This is a genomic window from Proteiniclasticum aestuarii (assembly GCF_017368455.1).
In the GTDB taxonomy this organism is placed as follows: domain Bacteria; phylum Bacillota; class Clostridia; order Clostridiales; family Clostridiaceae; genus Proteiniclasticum; species Proteiniclasticum aestuarii.
Window position 1 is genome coordinate 134591 of sequence record NZ_JAFNJU010000002.1, and the last position, 20386, is coordinate 154976.

At 47.5% G+C, this 20386-nt stretch carries 19 protein-coding genes; 4 read left to right on the top strand and 15 right to left on the bottom strand.

Annotated elements, in window-relative coordinates; genetic code table 11:
* Positions 1-11: 11 nt before the first annotated feature.
* The 6 genes from J3A84_RS03420 to J3A84_RS03445 all read right to left on the bottom strand — a co-directional run bounded on the left by J3A84_RS03420 (position 12) and on the right by J3A84_RS03445 (position 5102).
* Positions 12-890 (bottom strand): MBL fold metallo-hydrolase, encoded by an 879-nt coding sequence (locus J3A84_RS03420; RefSeq protein WP_207598613.1) that lies wholly within the window; start codon positions 888-890, stop codon positions 12-14.
* A 93-nt stretch (positions 891-983) separates the two neighbouring features.
* Entirely contained in the window at positions 984-1787 is an 804-nt protein-coding gene (locus tag J3A84_RS03425) for an ABC transporter substrate-binding protein (RefSeq protein ID WP_207598614.1), read from the bottom strand.
* An 82-nt stretch (positions 1788-1869) separates the two neighbouring features.
* Entirely contained in the window at positions 1870-2625 is a 756-nt protein-coding gene (locus tag J3A84_RS03430) for an amino acid ABC transporter ATP-binding protein (protein WP_207598615.1), read from the bottom strand.
* A 15-nt stretch (positions 2626-2640) separates the two neighbouring features.
* The gene (locus J3A84_RS03435; RefSeq protein WP_207598616.1) at positions 2641-3300 is read right to left on the bottom strand and encodes an ABC transporter permease subunit; all 660 of its coding nucleotides are present in this window, start codon (positions 3298-3300) and stop codon (positions 2641-2643) included.
* A gap of 25 nt (positions 3301-3325) precedes the next feature.
* Entirely contained in the window at positions 3326-4144 is an 819-nt protein-coding gene (locus J3A84_RS03440) for an ABC transporter substrate-binding protein (RefSeq protein ID WP_207598617.1), read from the bottom strand.
* 718 nt (positions 4145-4862) lie between these two features.
* A complete protein-coding gene (locus J3A84_RS03445; RefSeq protein ID WP_483434093.1) occupies positions 4863-5102 on the bottom strand; it encodes a glutaredoxin domain-containing protein in 240 nt (79 codons plus the stop codon).
* A 217-nt stretch (positions 5103-5319) separates the two neighbouring features.
* Between J3A84_RS03445 and J3A84_RS03450 the strand changes: the two genes are divergently transcribed.
* Both J3A84_RS03450 and J3A84_RS03455 read left to right on the top strand, forming a co-directional pair.
* A complete protein-coding gene (locus J3A84_RS03450) occupies positions 5320-6297 on the top strand; it encodes a biotin--[acetyl-CoA-carboxylase] ligase (protein ID WP_207598619.1) in 978 nt (325 codons plus the stop codon).
* On the top strand, positions 6294-6863 hold the full coding sequence (locus J3A84_RS03455; protein ID WP_207598620.1) for a biotin transporter BioY: 570 nt from the start codon (positions 6294-6296) through the stop codon (positions 6861-6863). The genes J3A84_RS03450 and J3A84_RS03455 overlap by 4 nt, the downstream gene beginning before the upstream one ends.
* Positions 6864-7090: 227 nt before the next feature.
* On the opposite strand, the gene J3A84_RS03460 is transcribed toward J3A84_RS03455, so the two are convergent.
* The 5 genes from J3A84_RS03460 to J3A84_RS03480 all read right to left on the bottom strand — a co-directional run bounded on the left by J3A84_RS03460 (position 7091) and on the right by J3A84_RS03480 (position 16204).
* A complete protein-coding gene (locus J3A84_RS03460) occupies positions 7091-7378 on the bottom strand; it encodes an ATP cone domain-containing protein (protein ID WP_207598621.1) in 288 nt (95 codons plus the stop codon).
* Positions 7379-7559: 181 nt separating this feature from the next.
* Positions 7560-10196, bottom strand: a complete 2637-nt coding sequence (locus J3A84_RS03465; RefSeq protein WP_207598622.1) for a Cna B-type domain-containing protein — start codon at positions 10194-10196, stop codon at positions 7560-7562.
* Between the two features lie 664 nt (positions 10197-10860).
* Complete coding sequence (locus J3A84_RS03470; protein ID WP_207598623.1) at positions 10861-13248, bottom strand: VIT and vWA domain-containing protein; 2388 nt, start codon at positions 13246-13248, stop codon at positions 10861-10863.
* A gap of 199 nt (positions 13249-13447) precedes the next feature.
* Positions 13448-14971, bottom strand: coding sequence for a sensor domain-containing diguanylate cyclase (locus tag J3A84_RS03475; RefSeq protein WP_207598624.1), 1524 nt, complete (start codon positions 14969-14971; stop codon positions 13448-13450).
* 417 nt (positions 14972-15388) lie between these two features.
* The gene (locus J3A84_RS03480; protein WP_207598625.1) at positions 15389-16204 is read right to left on the bottom strand and encodes a rhomboid family intramembrane serine protease; all 816 of its coding nucleotides are present in this window, start codon (positions 16202-16204) and stop codon (positions 15389-15391) included.
* 215 nt (positions 16205-16419) lie between these two features.
* Here J3A84_RS03480 and J3A84_RS03485 point away from each other — a divergent pair, with 215 nt between their 5' ends.
* The gene (locus tag J3A84_RS03485; RefSeq protein WP_207598626.1) at positions 16420-16626 is read left to right on the top strand and encodes a DUF6954 family protein; all 207 of its coding nucleotides are present in this window, start codon (positions 16420-16422) and stop codon (positions 16624-16626) included.
* Positions 16627-16879: 253 nt separating this feature from the next.
* Positions 16880-17389 (top strand): hypothetical protein, encoded by a 510-nt coding sequence (locus J3A84_RS03490; protein ID WP_207598627.1) that lies wholly within the window; start codon positions 16880-16882, stop codon positions 17387-17389.
* Positions 17390-17459: 70 nt separating this feature from the next.
* On the opposite strand, the gene J3A84_RS03495 is transcribed toward J3A84_RS03490, so the two are convergent.
* Genes J3A84_RS03495 through J3A84_RS03510 form a run of 4 tightly spaced genes read right to left on the bottom strand, consistent with a single transcriptional unit; the run spans position 17460 to position 20351 of the window.
* Entirely contained in the window at positions 17460-18827 is a 1368-nt protein-coding gene (locus J3A84_RS03495) for a sensor histidine kinase (protein ID WP_207598628.1), read from the bottom strand.
* A gap of 9 nt (positions 18828-18836) precedes the next feature.
* Positions 18837-19508: a response regulator transcription factor gene (locus J3A84_RS03500; RefSeq protein WP_207598629.1), complete on the bottom strand. Its 672-nt coding sequence runs from the start codon at positions 19506-19508 to the stop codon at positions 18837-18839.
* Between the two features lie 50 nt (positions 19509-19558).
* Positions 19559-19981 carry a peptide-methionine (R)-S-oxide reductase MsrB gene (msrB, locus tag J3A84_RS03505; protein ID WP_242693977.1) on the bottom strand — a complete coding sequence of 141 codons (423 nt, stop codon included), beginning with the start codon at positions 19979-19981 and terminating at the stop codon, positions 19559-19561.
* 4 nt (positions 19982-19985) lie between these two features.
* Positions 19986-20351 carry a hypothetical protein gene (locus J3A84_RS03510; protein WP_207598630.1) on the bottom strand — a complete coding sequence of 122 codons (366 nt, stop codon included), beginning with the start codon at positions 20349-20351 and terminating at the stop codon, positions 19986-19988.
* Positions 20352-20386: the final 35 nt, after the last annotated feature.

Sequence of the window (20386 nt, forward strand, 5' to 3'; positions counted from 1 at the left end):
GTTATCCATCCCTACACTTCATAGGTTCCTAGAATCTCAGAGATCTCCGTATCCCCATGGATGGCTTTCGCCTCCTGAAGGAGCTGCTCCAGGTGCGTCTCCGGCAGATGGGTCAGAAGAAGCTTTTTCACTCCGCACTTCCTGGCGATCTCCCCTGCCTCTTTTCCATGCAGATGATGCTTCATTCTGTAGGGCTCATAAGAGCCGTAGCTGGCTTCGCAGAGGAAAAGGTCCGCATCCCTGGCAGCCTCATGGATGCCATCGCAGACGCCCGTATCCGCCGAGTAGGTGAAGACTTTTCCATCATAGGTGCATCGCACAGCGTAGGTCTCCAGAAGATGAAGGACCTCAATGAACTCCGCCGATAGGTTTCCTATGGATACCCTGGTATTTTCCATGATGACATGCAGCCTGAACAGATCATTCTTCATGAGGGATTCATGCAGCCACTTCGGCATCTCCGGTGTATAGAGATCCATGGGGGCAACCTCTTCGCCCATATACTTCTGCCCTTCTCTTTCATAGCGGAAGAGAAAAAGGTCCGACAGATGATCAAAGTGATGATGGGTGAGAATGATGGCATCAATCTCCGAAAGCTTCACCCGCTTCTTGAGATTGAAGATGCTACCGTTTCCCATATCCAGTAGAATCTTTCTGCCCTCCACTTCCAGCAGATAGGACGAGCAGGCTCCTCCCTGGGTCACTGTGGTGGAGTTGTTGCCAAGTACCGTGATTTTCATCGGTTCCACTTCCTTTTCTGATCTATTCTTTAGTTTCATCATAACGGGAATCTCTTCCAGACGCAAAAGAATATTCTCCACTTTAAAAGAAAAGCCCCAGGTCTGCATATCATCGTGATATGCTCCCTGGGACTTTTCCATTTCATTCATTTTTCTTCTGTTTACTTGGTAGGATCCTCTTCTGTTTCTTTCTTTTCTCTTTTGTTTCTGCCAGTGATGCTTCCGCTTCTCTTTTAGAAGCCTCTATTCCACCACATTCAGTTCTGTATCGATGTTGGAGGTGTAGTCATCTCCCAGCCATTTCACGGAAAGATCCTTGAGGGTTCCATCTTCTCGTAAGGCATCTAGTGCGCCGTTCAGCGTATCTCTCAGATCCGTATCGTCTTTACGGATGGTGATGGCGATGGGTTCATTGGTCAGCATGACTTCCGTCAGCTGGTAGGACTCGTGGTCCTTGGCCGCATAATCAATGGCTACGGCATAATCCGCAACGATGACGTCCACATGTCCCGCCTTCATGGCGGAGAAGGTCTGAATGACTTCATCAAATCGCAGCATTTCAAAATCTACGGTCTCGTTGTACTTGGTCGCTGCGATATCCGCGGTGGTCTCCAGCTGTACCCCTACTTTTAGCCCTTCAAGCTCTTCCGGTTTCGTGATGGAACCTTCTCCGGCTCTTGTGACGATGACCTGACCGTTGGTCATGTGCGGATCCGTGAAGATATAGGACTCCAGTCTTTTCGGTGTGATGCTGGTGGCGGACATGATGACATCATAGCTCTCTGAATTCAGTCCGTTGAAGATTCCTGCCCAGCTGGTGGAGATGAACTCCACTTCCATGCCCAGCTCTTCTCCGATTTCTCTGGCCAGGTCCACTTCGAATCCCACCAGTTTGTTGGCTTCATCTCTGAACTCGAACGGCGGATAGGTATCATCCGTTCCGATCTTCAGCACCTTCGTGCTTTCCTCTTCCTTTGCGCATCCTGACAAGAGTGCTGCCCCTGCCAGTGCTACCGTGAATACCATCCCCCATGTCTTTTTCATCATCTACGATCTCCCCTTTTACTATTTCTATTCAGACATTTGCGACCAATCTCGTTCATTATGCTAACCGCTGAATGGTTTTTCTCTATTTCAGTATTTTATTCAGGAACACATTGGTACGCTCCATCTTCGGTGCGTCGAAGATCTCCTCCGGTGTTCCTTCTTCCACAATCTGGCCTTCATCCATGAAGATCACTCTCGTGCCCACTTCCCTGGCAAAGCCCATCTCATGGGTTACCACCACCATGGTCATGCCCTCTTCCGCCAGCTTCTTCATGACCTCCAGCACTTCTCCCACCAGCTCCGGGTCCAGCGCCGATGTGGGTTCGTCAAAGAGCATGATGGACGGATTCATGGCCAGAGCTCTTGCAATGGCCACTCTCTGCTGCTGTCCGCCGGACAGCTTGGAAGGAAACTCGTCCTTCTTGTCCAGAAGACCCACGCTCTTTAAAAGGCTCATGGCTTTTCCTGTAATGTTCTCCTTCTTTTCCCCTTTGACCAGTTCCGGTGCGATGGTCAGGTTCTCCAGCACCGTCAGGTGCGGGAAGAGATTGAATCGCTGAAACACCATACCGAGAGACGTTCTCAGCTTGGATGCTTCCTTTTCCGGAAGATTCAGAAGGTCTTTGCCCTCATCAATGTGACTGACCAGGTTTCCATCAATGAGGATTTTCCCGGAGGTGATGGTTTCCAGCTGATTCATGCAGCGAAGCATGGTGCTCTTTCCGGAACCCGATGGTCCGATGATGCAGACCACTTCTCCTTCCGCAACTTCCAGATTGATTCCCTTCAGGACCAGTAGGTCTCCGAAGGACTTATATACATTTTCCAGTTTGATCATCTCTTAAACACTCCTTTACTCATAGACGGAATACTTCTTCTCCAGCTTGTCGAAGGCAACCTGGATGATGGAAGTAAACAGAAGGTAAAGGGCGCCGGCATAGAGGAAATAGATCCATTCGCCTGAAGAGTTGTTCATGACCTGTACGGTTCGTAAAAGGTCAAAGAGGGAAATGGATGCCACAAGAGAGGTATCCTTCACCAGTGTGATGAGTTCATTTCCCAGGGGCGGAATCAGTCTTCTGTAGCTCTGTGGGATGATGATTCTGAACATGGCCTGATAATAGCTCATGCCAAGAGCCTTGGCCGCTTCCATCTGTCCTTTGTCGATACTCTGAATGGCGCCTCTGAAGATCTCAGAAAGATACGCCGCAGAGTTCAGGGAGAACGCGATGAAGGCTGCCGTCAGTGCCGGTATCCTGAGGGTTACCCCCAGAACATCCGCTGTGAAGAGCGGCATGGCGTAATAGAACACAAACAGCTGCATCAGCATCGGCGTTCCTCTGAACACCCAGACATAGAACCAGGACAGACCGTTCAGCACCTTGCTTCTCGAAATCTTCATCAGTGCGATGATGACACCCAGAAGGATACCGAAAACGATGGCTACTCCTGCTATGAGCAGCGTTCTCTGGGTTCCTTCCAGTATTGCGAATAATTGTTCTTGTGTGATCACAAAGCTAGCTCCTTCCTACGGTTTATTATTCCACCACGTTCAGTTCTGTATCGATGTCGGATGTGTAGTCGCCACCAAGCCATTCTTCTGAAATGCTCTTTAGTGTTCCATCCGCTCTGATTTCTTCCATGGCGGTGTTGATCTTCTCCTGAAGTTCCGTATTGTCTTCCTTGATGGCGATGGCAATGGGTTCATTGGTCAGCATCACATCAGAGATCTGATAGCTTTCCGGATCCAGCTGCACATACTCGATGGCTACGGCATAGTCCACTGCTATGGCATCCACATGCCCCGCCTTCATGGCCGAGAAGGTCTGAAGAATCTCATCATACTTGCTCACTTCGAAGCCGTATTCCTGCGCATACTTTTCCGCTGCAGTGTCGGCTGTGGTCCCCAGCTGAACGCCAACCTTCATTCCGGTCAGTTCTTCCTGGGAAGTGATGTTCTTGTCCCCGCTGTTCGTCACAATGACCTGACCATTGGAGAGATAAGGCTCACTGAAGAGCATGGTTTCCAGTCTCTTGGGGGTCATGCTGACGGCAGCGATGATCACATCGTAGTTTCCGGCATTAAGGCCAGTGAAGATGCCGTCAAAGGATGTGGTGACAATCTCCACTTCCATGTCCATCTTTTCCGCCAGGGCATTGGCCAGATCAATATCGAAACCGATGATCTCATTGGCATCGTTGGTGAATTCAAAAGGCGGATAGGTGGGTTCTGTTCCTACTTTAAGAATGACTTTTCCTTCATCAGAGAGTGCTTCTCCGCTATCTGCGCATCCAGCTAAAACACCCATGACCAGGACCAGGGATAAGATCAGGGCGGTGAATTTCATTTTCTTCATATTCATTACTTCCTTTCTGCTTTGGTTCTACTTCATTTTCCGTTCATATTTTTCCTGAACATGTTTGATTATAGCATGAACATTTAAATAAATATACACACTCTTGAATTTTAATTCATTTCGAACAATTCGCACGATTCTCTTCACATTTTCGATTTTTGAAGCGTTTACAGTTAATATACTTGCAACAATCGGGCAGATTTTATGAATAAGGCAATTTTGATCACTGCGATAATTCACCCTCAAAATGAATATTCACTCTTTTATGCATTTTTCATGCATGTATTCATTGCATATCCGGCTCGTTCCTCAAAACTGAAGCAAAAAAAATAAAGCATCAGAACAATCCGACACCTTAGATTGTTTTGATGCTTTATTCGAACAAGGAAGAAAGAATCCATGAAGCCTCTGCTTCAAAGATGATGATTCTTAACAAAGCTGGTGCTACTGACTCAAGGACGTGCGATAGTCGACTGTTCCGGTTGGACCTTGAACAGGTCTCTTCAGGTTAGGTTACGCCAGTCGGATGCAGGACCACAGGGTTCACACCATGCATTGTTAATTTTTTATCCATAACCGATATTACACGAGGTCCCACCTGATGTCAAGTTCTATTGCTATATTTTTAACATTTTCTTCCATGGAATTTCTCGTAAGATCTCCCTCCAGAAAAAGTCGAAGGACATCCGGTTACCCGAATGTCCTCTCATTGCTTTACCTATAGACCCAGCAGTCTGTTGATTCCATGCTGGTCAAACCCGATGATGACGTTCCCGTTGATGTCCAGCACCGGTACACCCATCTGGTTGGTCTTGCGGATCATTTCCGTGGCAGCTTCTCTGTCTCTGGAAACATCCTTCTCCACAAAGGAAATGTTCTGTTCTCTCAGATAGGACTTTGCACGATTACACCAGATGCAGGTTGGGGTAGTGTAGATTGTTACCTGATTCATTATTATATTCACCTTCCGAATTGAAATGTTTGGAATAGAGTTATACCCTATAGGGGTATATTAACAGATTTCCGTTTTTCTGTCAATACGCCTGAGTCAACCCTGTTTAAATTTCAGGTTGACTCAAGGAAGCAAAGTCATTATACTGAAGGGAGTGAAAATCCGTCCCAGATCAAAGTTTAGATCTATAGCGGAAATCTACGAATCATCAGGAGTGTCTATTGTGAGTAAAGATAAGATACTGGCTCTACTGGAAGAACATAAAGGAACCATTCTCTCAGGAAACGACCTGTCAGAAAAGCTTGGCATCTCCAGAAACGCCATCTGGAAATCAATCAATGCACTGCGCAAAGATGGACATGAAATCACCTCTGTGAAGAACAAGGGGTATGTCCTGGAGATGGGCAGCGACCATCTTTCGGAAAGTGAAATCCGGCTGCATCTGGAAGAGTACGCTTCCTCCTATCACATGCTCATTCTGGATGAGATTCCCTCCACCAACACCTATGTCAAGGAGCACAAGGACCTACCTGACCACACCGTGGTTCTGGCAAAGACCCAGACCAGCGGCCGTGGTCGAATGGGAAAGACCTTCCATTCCAAAGATCAGGGGGGCCTCTATCTTTCTCTGCTGCTGACAAAGGATCTGACAAGATACAACACGGACCTTGCCACCCTTGCCGCCGCTCTGGCCGCAGCAGAAACACTGGATACAAAGTGCGGTGTGCACACCCGTATCAAATGGGTCAATGATCTGTATCTCAGCGGACTAAAAGTCTGCGGAATCCTCACGGAGGGAAGCCTGGAATTCGAATCCGGTACTTTAAACAGCCTCATCATCGGTGTCGGCATCAATGTCAACACGGAAAGCTTTCCGGAAGAACTGAAGGACATCGCCACGTCTCTCCATGAGGTGACGGGAAAGAAATTTCTGCGCAGCGCGCTCATCGCGGATCTTCTCATAAACCTGGAGAAGCATCTCCTCATGACTCGGGAGAATCCGGAGGAGCTGCTGCGAAGATATAAGGAGAAGATGCTTTATCTGGGCGAAGACATCACCATCCATCGCGGAAATGAAATCACCAGCGGAAAGCTTCTGGACCTCAGCCCCCAGGGACATCTGATCATAGAGTCCCAGGGAAAGACCCTGACCTTAAATTCAGGAGAAATCAGCATACGAAAGAGAGTGTATAAAAAATGAGCGAAACCGTAAAGCGAAAAATCAGCACCAAAGACCTGGCCATTCTCCCGGTCTTTTCTGTCCTCACCGCCGTGGGGGCATTTATCAGAATCCCCATCGGCGTTGTACCTGTATCCCTTCAGACCGTATTTGTGGTGATTTCCGCACTGCTCCTGGGAAAAAAGGCATTCTATGCCCAGCTCATCTACGTCCTTCTGGGCCTTCTGGGATTGCCGGTGTTCACCGGCGGTGGCGGCATCGGATATGTCTTCACCCCCACCTTCGGTTATCTCCTTGGCTTCATGGCGGCGGCGTACCTCATGGGCGCTCTCCGGGAAAAACTCGTGACCCTCTCCTTTATGAGACTGGCACTGATTGCCCTTCTGGGACTTCTGGTGATCTACGGCCTGGGCGTATCCCATCTGTATCTTCTGAAGAACCTGATTCTTCCCGGAACCCCCATGGGACTCTATGACGCCATCCGCTACGGAGCCCTTCTCTTTCTGCCCATGGATACCCTCTGGTGTCTCTTCGGTGCACTGCTCTCAGCGAGGCTGCTGAAACATCCCTCTTTCCAGGTACGATGATTCTTTTGCTCAAGATAAATCCGATGAACTGAAACCCGCAAGGCTTCCCTGTAGAGATCTTCTCTGCCACGGAAGCCTTGCGGGTTTTCAGCATACTGTTTCCAGAATAAGTTGCACTTTCCACTTGAGTCCGTCCTGGAACGACCCAGTACGAACTCAAGTGGAATGCGTTAATGGCGGACATGAAAAAAGAACACCATCTTCTAGTGTTCCCTCCGTCCAAGTTTCTATCTGGATGCATCCTTCTTTCTTTGCTTGTAGAGAAGCGCTGCTTCCTCATGACCGTTCTCTTCCAGGATATCAATGACCGCATAATGGATATCTTCTCCATAGAGCTCATTTCCTATGGTCTGAAGCTTTCGGACCACCTCTTCTGTCAGCATTGCAATCTCTTCATGCGTTCTCTCTTTACCGGAAAGCGAAAAAGCCTCCCTGACTGATTCCTCCAGGATGTTCTGATTAAATGCTTCTACGCTCTTGTCTTTCTTCATCACGATTACCTGTTCCATCCCCATGCTGATCTTTCACCACCCACTATATATTGTGCTCTTACACTATCAATCATACAACATATAGGCCTTATTGTAAACAACATCTCATACTCCGAAAGAGAGCAAAGATGAAAGCCAGCCCATTCCAGGAAGGAATGCCGCCGGCTTTCATCTTATTTATAAGGTGAGCTTTCAATTCATCAAATCAGATTTTACTCTTCTTCTTCAGGGTCAGCATACCTGCCGCCATGGAGGTGAGTCCCAGGAAGTAGAATCCCATGACACTTCCACCACCGGTTTTGGGCAGAATCGGATAATTCGGGATCGGTTTAGGAGAAACATCATCAAATTCATCGAATTCATTGACTACTTCCACTGTCATCACTTCTCCCTCTCTGAAGAGTACCACCAGTCTTGGCACGGTGTTCTTCGCATACCCTGCAGGAGGTGATACTTCCACCAGTCTGTACATGCCAAGAGGCAGTTCCATGGCAAATGTTCCGTCTGCTCCCGTGGTGAAGGTCTTCAGCACTTTACCTGCAAGATCGCGGATCTCAAAGACAGCACCCGCCAGCGGTTTATCCGCTTCGTTGACTTTCAGCACCTTCATGGTGGCTCTCATCTGCACATTCTCAATGTCGAATCCGTCCACCACAGCCTTGTAGCCCAGCACATATTTCTCACTGACCGTAAAGACGTATGGTTTGCCTTCATCATCAAACTGTTCTGTCTCTTCAAAGCTGTAGAGCCATTTTCCCTCTTCATCGGCTTTTACGACAGCTTCTTCGATCTGCTCGCCGTTTCTATTCAGGTACACGGTGATGGATTCCGGTCTGTTCATCAGATCGTCCCAGGTCTTCTCCCCTGAGATGGTGATCTTTCCGACTCTTCTGTTGATGAGATCATACCCTTCTGATGGAACCATCTCGTATCCTTCCACAGCCTCTTCTGAAACGGTATAGACGATTTCTTCCATCTCTTCATCATACACAGGAAGCATTCCGAAATCATAGAACCAGTTGCCCTCTTCATCCGGCATGACTTTCATGGTGGTTAAGAGCATATCATCAGCAAGAAGCTTCACCATGATGAAATCCGGTCTACCGGTTCCATCATCCATCCAGGTCTTCTCCCCTTCAATAGGAACAGCTTTCCAGTTCACAAGATCAAAGCCTTCTCCCGGTGTGGAGACATATCCTTCCACCGCCTCTTCCTCAACCACATAGTCAATGGGTTCATGCTCCTCATCATATTTGGGCAGTTCACCGAAACTGTAAATCCATTTGCCTTCTTCGTCTGGCATGACCTTCTTTGTTTCCAGCAGCTCACCATTGGCCATGAGCATCACATTGATATACTCCGGTCTCACATCTTCTTCTCCGTCCATCCAGGTTTTTTCACCCTCTATGAGCATGGTCTCCAGTTCCATCCTGCTGTTTGTGATGGTGAATCCCTCTATGGATTTCTCATATCCTTCAGGAACTTCTTTCTCATCCACTGCATAGTCATATGGAATCCAGTTTTCGTCCACCATTTCCACGGTGACTTCCTTCTCCCATCCCATGACGGATGTCACAGGAATTTCAAGGAAGGTTCCATCACTCTTGTCCAGAATGAAGGTCAGCTCTTCCGGTCTGTCTTCAGGATCATCATCGATCCACTTCTTCATGAGCGTAATCTTCTTTTCATTGGTGAAGGTATTGATGATGGTGAAGTCCGGACAAGGGTCTTCACAGCCGCAATGCTTGTCGGCAGCCTCCATGGTGAGGCATTCTTCGGTCACTTCCGAGTCATAACCAGCTACAGCAGCTTCCTTGATGCTGTAGTCTATTTCTCCATATTCATCATAGGCCGGCACATCATAAATGACATCCTTCCAGCCGTCTGCGCTGGAAAGCGTTCTTTCTCCACCAACAGGAGCATCTCCTCTCATGAGCCAATAGCTGACTGAATCCGGTCTCACCGACTCATGATCCTCTTTCCAGAGTTTCTCCACTTCAATATCCCTCAATAGAGTATTGGTGATCTTCAGTCCGGATACTGTGCTCAGATAATTCTTCAGGTCCGGATGCGCAACTTCCTTCACCGCATAGCTGATTTCCTTACCCAGGACTGTTTTGGGCACCAGAATTTTTATCTTCCAGTGATCCGTTCCATCGGACAGGATCGGAAATACAGCTACCTTGATTCCGTTGGCATAGAGATCCACCATGACGATGCATGGTCTGTATCTCGAACCACCATCCTGCCAGATCTTTTCCACGGTGATGCACTGCACCTCATGCTTTGGCAGAAATCGGATATGCATGCCAAGGATCTTTTCAATGCCGCTCCATCTTACCGGTCCACCCTCGCAGTCACAGTCTTCTCCCCAGATGAAATCACAGTCAAAAGAGGAAAGGTCCAGCTCCGGCAGCTTCTGCTCTTCATCCTCCTTGAGCGGAAGTTCTTCCAGTTCCAGAGGCGCCTCAGAAGGTGCAGCCATGGTCTTCATTCCGGAAGCCTCTTCACCTTCTTTCGATGGCTCCTCACTCTCCGGATTCTCTGTGTCAGGAATCTCCTCCTCCGCTTCTGGCGGCAGTTCCGTCAGTAATGGATCCTCCGTTTCCGCTGGCAGTTCCGTCAGTAATGGATCCTCCGCTTCCAGTGGCAGTTCCGTAAGTAACGGATCCTCCGTTTCCAGCTCTTGTACCACTTCTTCTTCCGGCACAACCTGAACCTCCTGAGAAGAGTCTTCCAAAGGGGCTGTCTCCTCAGCCTTGATTCTCATTCCTCCGGGGAACAGCAGGAGAGCCCCGAGAAGGAATCCCAGCACTATTCTTGTCTGTCTTTTCTGTTTCATTTTTTCTCACCCTCCAGATTATTTCATTCATGAATGGACATACCATATAAAATTCAGACCGCACTCCGACTATGAGAGATTCATTTTCACCAAAACCAGCAGTTTGCCTATTTTCAAACCATCTACTTACCATCATTCTATTTTATTCGACAATGATTATCAACGCTTCCAATATCAATCTTCTATTTTTCATTATTACATTCGTAAACTTCTTCAATTCTGAAGCATTTATGTTTTGCAAGATGAATTTTTCATAAAAATATCTTCTTCACTTTAATTCAGCATTATAATCTTTGAAACAACCGAGTCCTACTTTGTCAATAAACTGAAGAAGTCTGAAAAAAACCGCGTGAACTCAACTGGTGACTTAATCTATTCCATACGTAAATTATTTATAAACACCCCCGTCTTAGGCCTATGAGGACACGTTCCATCACTGCACTCATGGCTTGAAAGCGTTCCAGCACATAGGTTTCAGAGAATATTAATCTAACGGCAATTACTCCTTATGATCTGCACTTTTATAAGTCTGATAATATTCATGGTATTTTTTCAGATTCTGATAAATTAATCACATCTCATCAGGTGGCACCAACTGCTTTCCACGCAAAAAACCTGGAATGCGTTCTTAAAAGAACGTTCCAGGTTTTATCTGTCAAGTATTCTATAACGCCTTGGCGATGGCGATGTTGGCGATGGTTGTGATGTTGGAACGGATGTCCATTTCAAAGATCTCATGGGCATTCTCCACATAGGACTTGGAAATGTTCAGCGTTCCTGCCGTAATGAATTTCTTCTGGACAGGAGATGCCTTGGTTACCAGATCTCCCACCTCCTCCAGGGATTCCTTGTATTTCAGGTCTGAAATCTTCTCCACCAGGTCCACCTGGATGTCTCTTGTCTTGCCCTTGATGAGATTCTTCTTCTCCGCCAGATCATAGGCCACACGCAGAAGCATGTAGTTTCTTTCCGTGATGAGCTTCTCATCCTCTTTCAGAGTATTCATGACGTAGCGCAGTGCTTTGGACACATTGTTCAGATAGATGGCGGTGACCTCTGTACCCACCAGGAAGGCTAGAAGACTGCGGAGCGTTGTCTCCAGAATCTCTTCTTCCGTCTCTTCACCCAGATCCAGGAAGGATCCGTCCGCCTGCTGGTTCTTGGCCAGAACCCTCAGAAGGTTGTCACGATCGTACTTGATGGCCATCTTCGCTTCCTTATGGGTCAGGCCGGATGTGGCCATCTTTTCTCTGATGTTCACATCAAAGCTGTAGGCCGCTTCATCCAGGAAGTATCCTCTTGCCAGATTCTTCATGGTGGATTCCGTCATATCCATGGGCACGATCCTGTTGAGACCGATGCCTATGACCGGGTCTTCAATGGTTTCCAGCATCATGAAGCTGGTCTCGGAGGAGATGATGGAGTTCTCCTTGGACAGGTCAAGGATTTCCTCCTTGATCTGCTCCCGTTCCACGCCTCTTGCGAACCGTTCCTTCTCCACCAGGGATTCGATTCTCTTTCTTGCCCACACCTTCTGTATGAGTTTGGAGTTCTCTTCGATTTCCAGCTTGTCCAGGTCGATGTGCATGGTATAATCCACATCATCCACCACACCTCTGATGTCGATGCTGCCGCTGATGCTTCCATCCACCAGTGCGAAGATGGTGAAAGGTTCTCTGTCGTAAAGATAGGTGATGGTTCCAGGATAGGTCTTTTCAACGACCATGTCCCCGAAATCGATCTCCGTCACATCCAGCTGCGGATTATGAATTCTGTTGAACTGTCGTAGAATGATGTCATCGATTCTTTCCCCTTCATCGATGAATTCCGGTCTGCCATTGCCCACTTCAGCCAGCTTGTTGATGAAGAAGCTGTTCACTTCCGTATCCATGCCGATGGGGAAGATTCGGTTGTTTTCGATGTTGGTTCTCACATATTCCAGCACTTCATCCTCATCCACCACATTGTCGTCCGTGAAGAGGAAAATGGTGCACTCTTCGCCATCCTCGTCTGCTTCTCTTATGGCATCCTTCACCGCTTCAAAGGTGCAGTCACCTTCTCTTGTGGTGAGCCCTTCGATCCACTCTGTGGCTGCGGCAAGGTTTTCCTTGGTGAATTTCACCTTTCCGCCTGCGGAGAACTTGTACACTTCTTCATTATAAGCGAGAAGATTGAAGGTATCTCCCTCATCCAGGCTTCTCAGCGCGATGAGCACGGCATTTTTCGCCTCTTCCAGCTTGAATCCCTCCATGGATACGGACGTATCCAGAATAAAGGAGTAATTGGTGGTATATTCCACTGGAATGTCCGGCAGAACTGGTGCCAGCTTCAGCATGAGGATGGATTTTTCCATCTCATCTTCATAATAGCTGTAGCCCATGCCCGCAGCCGTCTGGGGTGTAACTTCTCTCATGGTGAGAATGAAGTCATGGTCCAGGGTCTGAGCCTTGGTCACGGTGATTTTGGATAAGGTGTCGTCTTCTCTCTCCACTTTGATTCTGTGGCTCGGTGATTTGAATTCCATTCTTGAATAGGACTCCACCAGAAGAGACAGATAGAAATCCATTTCCTCCGCTTCCTCTTCCTCCTCATCCTCCGTGTAGTAGATGGGGTCCACCACAGAGGGGATGTACAGGGAAAGGGTGTCATCTTCATAGGTCAGCTGGTCCATGTAGCTGATGCGCAGATTCACTTTCTCATTGGGTAGAATGTTCCCGATGGTTACGGTGAAATAGTCATCTTCCTTCTGTTCCAGTGTCAGGGTATTGATGCCTTCTTCCCTGCTTTCCTCCAGCATGGTGAGAACCGCTCCGCGTTCCTCCACCATGGCTTTGAGGTTTCTTCCACCCAGATTCACTTCAATTCCCGTGATCAGGGAAGTGGTGGGCACCGGGAAACTGTAGACTCCTTCGATGTTGTCTCCAGTGGTGTTCTTGTAATCCTGGGAAATGGTGTATTCTATATACTCTCCACAGATATTCCCCGTGACTTCAAGACGGTTCAGTTTCACCTTCTTGTTGTCTCTTGTAGAAAGACCGTATTTTTTCAGCATGTTTGTACCTCCTTGAAAGGCAATCTATTATTTCTATTATAAGCTATTGGGGTATCAGGTTTAAAGGGAAAACGCAATTTATTCTCCGAGAAATCCTCTCCTCCCTGCCTGTAATCAAAAAAGGAGGCTGATTCCAAGGAATCAGCCCCCCCCTTATTCAGATGAACAGGCATCAGCATGACCCGCCCGTGTACTGCCCTTATTTCTTCAGACAGGTCCACATGGATTTCCCCTGGCGCTTGGACTGATACATGGCCTGGTCCGCTCTTTTTACGGTATCCATATACCCCGTATCTTCTGCACTGAATCTGGTGGTTCCGATGGAAATGGTGGCACCGATGGTCACCGCGTCTGTATCGATGGAAATCTCTCGAATCTTCTCCTGAATCTTCCGGACTCTGGATGCGATCCCCTCTTCCGTCGTCTCATGAATCAGGCAGATGAATTCATCCCCACCCCATCTTATGATGGAGTCATGAGGATCCAGTGCAGCCTTGACCTTAGCCGTCACCGCCACGAGAACTCGATCTCCGATTTCATGACCCAGTTCATCATTGACACGCTTGAAGTTATCGATGTCAAACATCAGCACCACCGGCGTCGTGCCGCTGATCTGGTATTTATCGAAGTAGATGGACATCATCTTTTCACCAGAACGGCGGCTGCCGACTCCGGTGAGAAGATCCAGATTCAGCTCGCTTTCGAGCTTTTCCATGGATTTCCTGAAATAGCGCTCATTGACCACATAGAGCACCAGAAATCCCATGGCGATGGCCAGAATGGAATAGAGGAGAAACATCAGGATATTACCCGACAGGCTCGCATCACTCTGGGCAGTGACAGAATCCACAATGGATTTCACATCATCCAGGTGAACCCCCATGGCAACAATCCAGTCATAGGGTTCATAGAGCTTGGCATAGGTGATCTTCTCAGAAATGATGTCCGAATTCAGTTTCTTGAAGTGATAGGTGAAGAAAATCTCCCCGGAAGACCGGATTCCTTCCAGTTCCATGAGATAGGGCAAATTCCCCTCCGCATCCTGTGTATCGGTGGACAGAAAGTCTCCTTCCGTATCCTTGAGATTGGGATGGATTCTTCGGATGGCATAATTCTCACCACCTTCGTAATGAAGCACCTCATTCACCCACATGTAGGAATCATTGGAGAATTCCTGCTGATGAATCACTTCCCGGATTTCCTCCTTCACCACATGATCGATGTAATCCTCATGGACACCGAATATGCCGACGAGGTTCCCGTGCTCCACCCTCTCAGACGCGGCAAGACAGGACCCGATCTTATCCAGTACGGGACCCTCCTCTGTCTCTTCTGGCAGATTCTCATAGAGGATCTCTCCTGTATCCTTTCTATAGAGAACGGAAGCCCATGACCCCGCATCATTCTCTTCCTCAAATCTTCTGATGTAGAAAGACGTGAATTCTTCCTCAGTCAAGTCCTTCTCATCCTGAAATCTGCGCAGTCTCTGCTCCGTACTCAGCTGATACATCTTGGTTTTGGCTATCTTCAGAGTCTCCAGTTCCAGAATCAGATTGTTCACGGTATCCTTCAGGTAATCCTTCTTCAGCTGGATGGCCATCTCTCCGATCTGTTTTGTATAGATTTCCTTGTTTTTCTCATGGGAAGCATTATTTATGAAAATCATGGCCAGTATCATCAGCCCTGATATCATGAGTGCGATTAGGCGATATCTGTTTCTCAATTCCTCTTATTCCCCTCTTGTATTTCTGTATTAGTCTTTTCTGCGATTTCTCTGAAAACCACACGTATAAGATTCATTATATCATTCTTTCATCTTTTCTCTATCGATGCCTTCCTTCAGGCTATTGAAATCTTTATAAAAAAAATAAGCGCTTCTGCGCTTATTTTACGGCCTGGCATAGGCCAGGCTCGTAATTTGAGACTACTTTGGCAATGGAGTGACTCACCCAGATCTTCCAATCCGGCAAGGAGCCCCATCCCGCTTCATCTCATGGATACCGTTGCCGATATCATATATTCATTGTATTAAAATTGGCAAACAAAATCAATAATCCGCAAGAAAATTAGCATATTATCAATATACTCTTAACACAGAAATTACTTTGATATCCTGTGTATTTCCACAAACGACTAAACTTTATCTTCTGTCTTCCATTTTGATGATCTTCGTCTTGTGCTCATGATTTCTGATATGCTTTTCGCAATACTCATAGTTTCCCTCACACTTGGAGCAGAACCGAAATTCCATGTTGGGATCGTCCTTCTCCGTGATGCCGCATACGGTGCACTTGTGAATGGTGCTCACTCTGGTGGTCAGTTTGGCGGATTCGATGTTTCTTCTCATCTGCTGGGTCTTGCTTTTCCTTCGCCTGTCCTTCATGAATCCAGGACCGAAGAAGATGAAGAAGTTCAGCAGTGATATGAGGATGATGATTCTCACAACCCAACCGGATGTGATGAACTGGAACAGCACGGTGGCTCCATAGATGTATCCCAGATACTTCACCTTCACCGGAAGAATGAAGTAGATGTTCACAAGACTGTCCGGGAATGTGCTGGCGTAAGCCAGAAACAGCGTCATATTCAGATACATGGTGGTGGTGTATCCGATGGCGAAGCCCACGAGAATCGTGAAAAACAGTCCCATGAAGTAATAGGTGTTGAACCTGGTGGTTCCCCAGGCCATCTCCAGTATTCTACCGATGTAGTAGTAGAAGAACAGGCTGATGATCACCAGAAAACTGCCGGAACCCGGTATGAAGATGAAGGTGATGACCCGCCAGATCTGTCCCTGCAGAATCAGTTCTCTGTTGAAATAGAGCATCTGCGTGAGCAGTCCGTTGGAAGCCATATCCACGATGAAAACCAGAAACGATGCCATCATGATATACTTCATTAAATCACGTATGGCGAATCTGGCTACGAATCTATCCAGTTTGTCTAAAAATCTCATGTCTTACATTCCCTTCCTTTGGCATTTACGCCATTGCTATAGTTTATTGTATATACATTTCTTTAAATTCCTCTTAAGACATAGTCATTTTACCATATTCCAGAGGTCTACACGAATAATTCACGGCTAAAAATTTAAATGCCATAAAAATTTAAATTCAATGGAATCTGTACTATAATGAAAGAAAGGATTCTAGTAAGAAAGCGGTGAAGTCTATGAAATCGGTAAAGGTCATTGTGGATATACTCTTTGTGGCCCTGTTTCTTCTGATCACCTTCTTCGGTATCGGTCCGGTGCTTTTTGCTGACGGAAGCGACCGCGAGCGGCTGATCACATTCCTGGTGGTGCTTTTCATATACACCATCTGGTTCATTTTACTGACACTGTGGCGCAGAAAAAGCAGAAAGATGTTCTCGAAATAACGATAGATCATCAGGCCAGCTTCTCAGAAGCCGGCCTATTTCAATGAAATTTCATTAAATTAAGGATATCTTCAAAGAATAATCATGGTAAAACCATGATTATTAGTCTATAATCTTCTAGAATATGAGGATCCGTAAGGATCTGCCCATGGAATAAAGGGATATTCTCTCATTCCCTGGGTCACGCACCTTTAACCCGGCTTTTTCCCATGATATAATGAATGATAGACATGAATTTTTTTGGAGGATAATAATGAAATATATTTGGAAAACAATCTGGTTCATCCAGGCATTTCTGGCTAGGCTGATTCCCATGATCCTGTTCTTCATCGTCCACGCGGTGGGCGAGGTCTACACCTACACCTGGGATCCCCTGCGTCTTCTGGATTTCAAGCAGATACCAGTCCTATTCGACAGCTATCTGTTCCTCTACGGAGCACTGGGACTCATCATCGTGATTCTTTTCTTCATGAATCTTCCCATCATCGCAAGAGTCATGACCGTCGGAATCATCGGATCGCAGATTCTCTTCTTCTTTCAGAAATGGGATATTTATATCTATGACCTGACGGATGTGGATCCTTACTACGATTTCTACATGAGGATTCTTTTATCCATCATTGCAGGTTTCGTGCTGCAGGTCATGTGGAGAGTCATCAAGTCTTCTACGAGAAAACTCATCTACTACGTGACTGTGAAAACCGCAACGAAAAAGAGAGGCGTGAAAAATACAAAGACGCCTGTCAGAAAGTCTCCTAATTAATCAGGCAGGAAATCAGAAGCCCCTATCATGACGATAGAGGCTTTTTCATTTGCGCAGAGATTCCGTAATATCAGGAAGAACCGCTCTTTTCTGCACGCTTTGGAAATGAGGCTGTCATGGTGGTCCCTTCCCCCAGTCTGCTCGAAGCTTCAAGCGTTCCGCCATGGGTCTCCACGATCCACTTTGCGATGGAAAGACCCAGCCCTGACCCCGCCTTGTTCTTGGTTCTGGCTTTATCCGCCACATAGAACCGCTCGAAGATCCGTTTCAGGTCTTCCTCCGCAATGCCTTCTCCATCGTCCATGACATGCAGCCTGTAGACGTCCCCCGCTTCCTCCGCCTTCAGCGTGATCGTTGCATCGGCTTTCGTGAACTTCACACTGTTCTCGATGAAGATCCGAAGCAGCTGCTTGATCATTCGCCGATCCTGAAAGACGGTGAAATCATCCGACAGCACCAAAAAGTCGCGGTCCGGTACACTGAGCTCCGAATCCTTGGCTGTCTCCTCCAAGAGGTCCTTCACGCTGAAGGTGGTGAGGTCCAGCTTCATCTTTTTGTTCTCCCCCTTGGCGATGAAGAGCAGATTCTCCACCAGCATGCTCATGTTGTCCGTTTCCGCACGGATGGCCTGGATGGCCTCCTCCAGAATCTCCGGATCCTCTTTCCCCCATCTCCTGAGCAGATCATTATATCCTTTGATCACAGTCAGTGGGGTTCTCAGTTCATGGGAGGCATCCGATACAAACTTCGCCTGCTTGGAGTAGGCATCATCCAGTCGATCCAGCAGTCCGTTGAAGGTCTGGGAAAGCTCCTTCAGTTCATCCTGGACATCAGGCTCTTCCAGACGGTCATGAATATTCCCGGGACCGATGGCCGCTGCGGACTTCGTCATAGAAAGGATGGGCGTGAAGCTCTGCCTGGAGATGAAATACCCCACCACATAGCTCACAAATATGCCCAGTACGGAGGCGATGATGAGGGTCACAAGGGTCACGGAGTTCATGAAGGAAAAGACCGACAGGTCTTTCAGCACCAGGAGCTCCACCACGCCGGAGGGACCTGCCACTCTGCTTCTCGACAAGATGATCTTATCCGTTTCCACCGGTCCCTTCTCAAAATCCTTCACGAGAATCACATCCCCTTCTCTTTCCTCCAATCGAAACTGTTCCTGAGAAGAGGTGATGCCGCTGCCATCTTCCATAGAAGCAAAGAAGGGAGAAACCGCCCCAAGGCTTCTCAGCTTCTCCCCTGTGATGTCCGCTCCGTCCAGAATTTCATCCTCAATGGATGCGAGCAGCGCATCCACTTCATTCCCCGCACTGAGTCTGTTGTAGAACTGGGTGCTCAGAAAGACGGCCAGATTGATGATCAGAAGAATACTGGTGAAGATGAGGGCATAATTCCAGGTGATCTTTGTTGATAGTTTCAGTCTCTTCATTTCTCTCTCCTACCTGATGATATATCCCGCACCTCTGACGGTATGAATGAGCTTCTCCTCATACCCGTCATCCAGCTTGCTTCGAAGGAACCTGATATAGACATCCACCACATTGGTCTCCCCTTCGAAATCAAATCCCCACACGTTGTTCAGGATCTTCTCCCTAGTGAGTACAATCCCCTGGTTTTCCAGGAGGTAGGCGAGAAGATCAAACTCTTTCTTCGTCAGCTCCTTCTTGACGCCATCCCGATGGACCTCATAGGTGTCTCTGCTCAGCGTCAGCCCTTTGAACTGGAGAAGCCTTGCTTCTTCCGGTTTCTTTTCGCTCTTTCTAAAGAGCGCACGAAGCCGGGCGAGAAGTTCTTCCATCTCGAAGGGCTTGGTCATGTATTCGTCCGCGCCGATGTCAAAGCCCTTCACCTTGTCCTCCAGCCCGTCTCTTGCGGTAAGCATGATGATTGGTATGTCCGTAAAGGTTCGCGCGCGCTTGGTGACCTCGATGCCATCCACGATGGGAATCATCAGATCCAGAAGCATCACATCATAATCTTTGTTCATAAGATTCATCAGGGCCGTCTGACCATCGGATACAATGTCCACATTATACCCTTCATGGGTCAGTTCCAGTTCCATGAACCTTGCAAGTCTTCTCTCATCTTCCACAATGAGTATGTTCCTCATTCTCTCCACCTCACTTAGTTTCAGTCTCTTCCAGGAACCAGGATCTCTTCTTACTTTTCCCCATCTTCAAAAAGACTCAGGTACTCCTCATATCCTTCTTCCTTCAGCTTCTCTTTGGGAATGAAATGCATGGCCGCGGAATTGATGCAGTAGCGCAGTCCACCCTTCTCACTGGGTCCATCTGTGAACACATGGCCCAGATGGGAATCCGAGGATTTGGAGCGCACTTCGATCCGATGCATGCCGAACTCGAAATCCGCTTTCTCCTGAATGATCCGTTTCTCTATGGGCTTTGTGAAGCTTGGCCATCCGCAGCCCGCATCGTACTTGTCCAGGCTTGAGAAAAGTGGCTCTCCCGTATACAGGTCCACATAGATGCCCTCTTCGAAGTTCTGGTCGTATTCATTTCTGTAGGGCATTTCCGTCGCATTCTCTTTGGTCACTTTTTTCTGAAGGTCCGAAAGCTCCTTCATGATTTCACTTTCGTCCCGGGTAATATACTCCCTTCTTTTCACGTTTTTTTACAACTCCCATCAGCTCAAGAATGAGCCTCATATTTTTATCGTTTTTTCCCCAGTCGTGAACCGTCTTTTCCACCTTGGAACGGGATGCCATGGAAATCTTCGTTCCGTTATCTTCTGTCTTCTGCAGATCTATGGACAGGTATTCTCCGTTGGAGAGTATACTTCTTTTGAAGAAGATCCGGAACGTTCCGGTTTCCTCCAGAAGCTCCCTTTCCTCCATGATGGTTTCCGTCTTCTTTCTGAACTCATTTTCAATGAGTCCAAACACTTCTCCGATTTCCTTGTCCACTATAATCTCTTTTTCCCTGCTTACCGCCATAACTTCCTCCATCATAAATATAATCAACGCTTGCG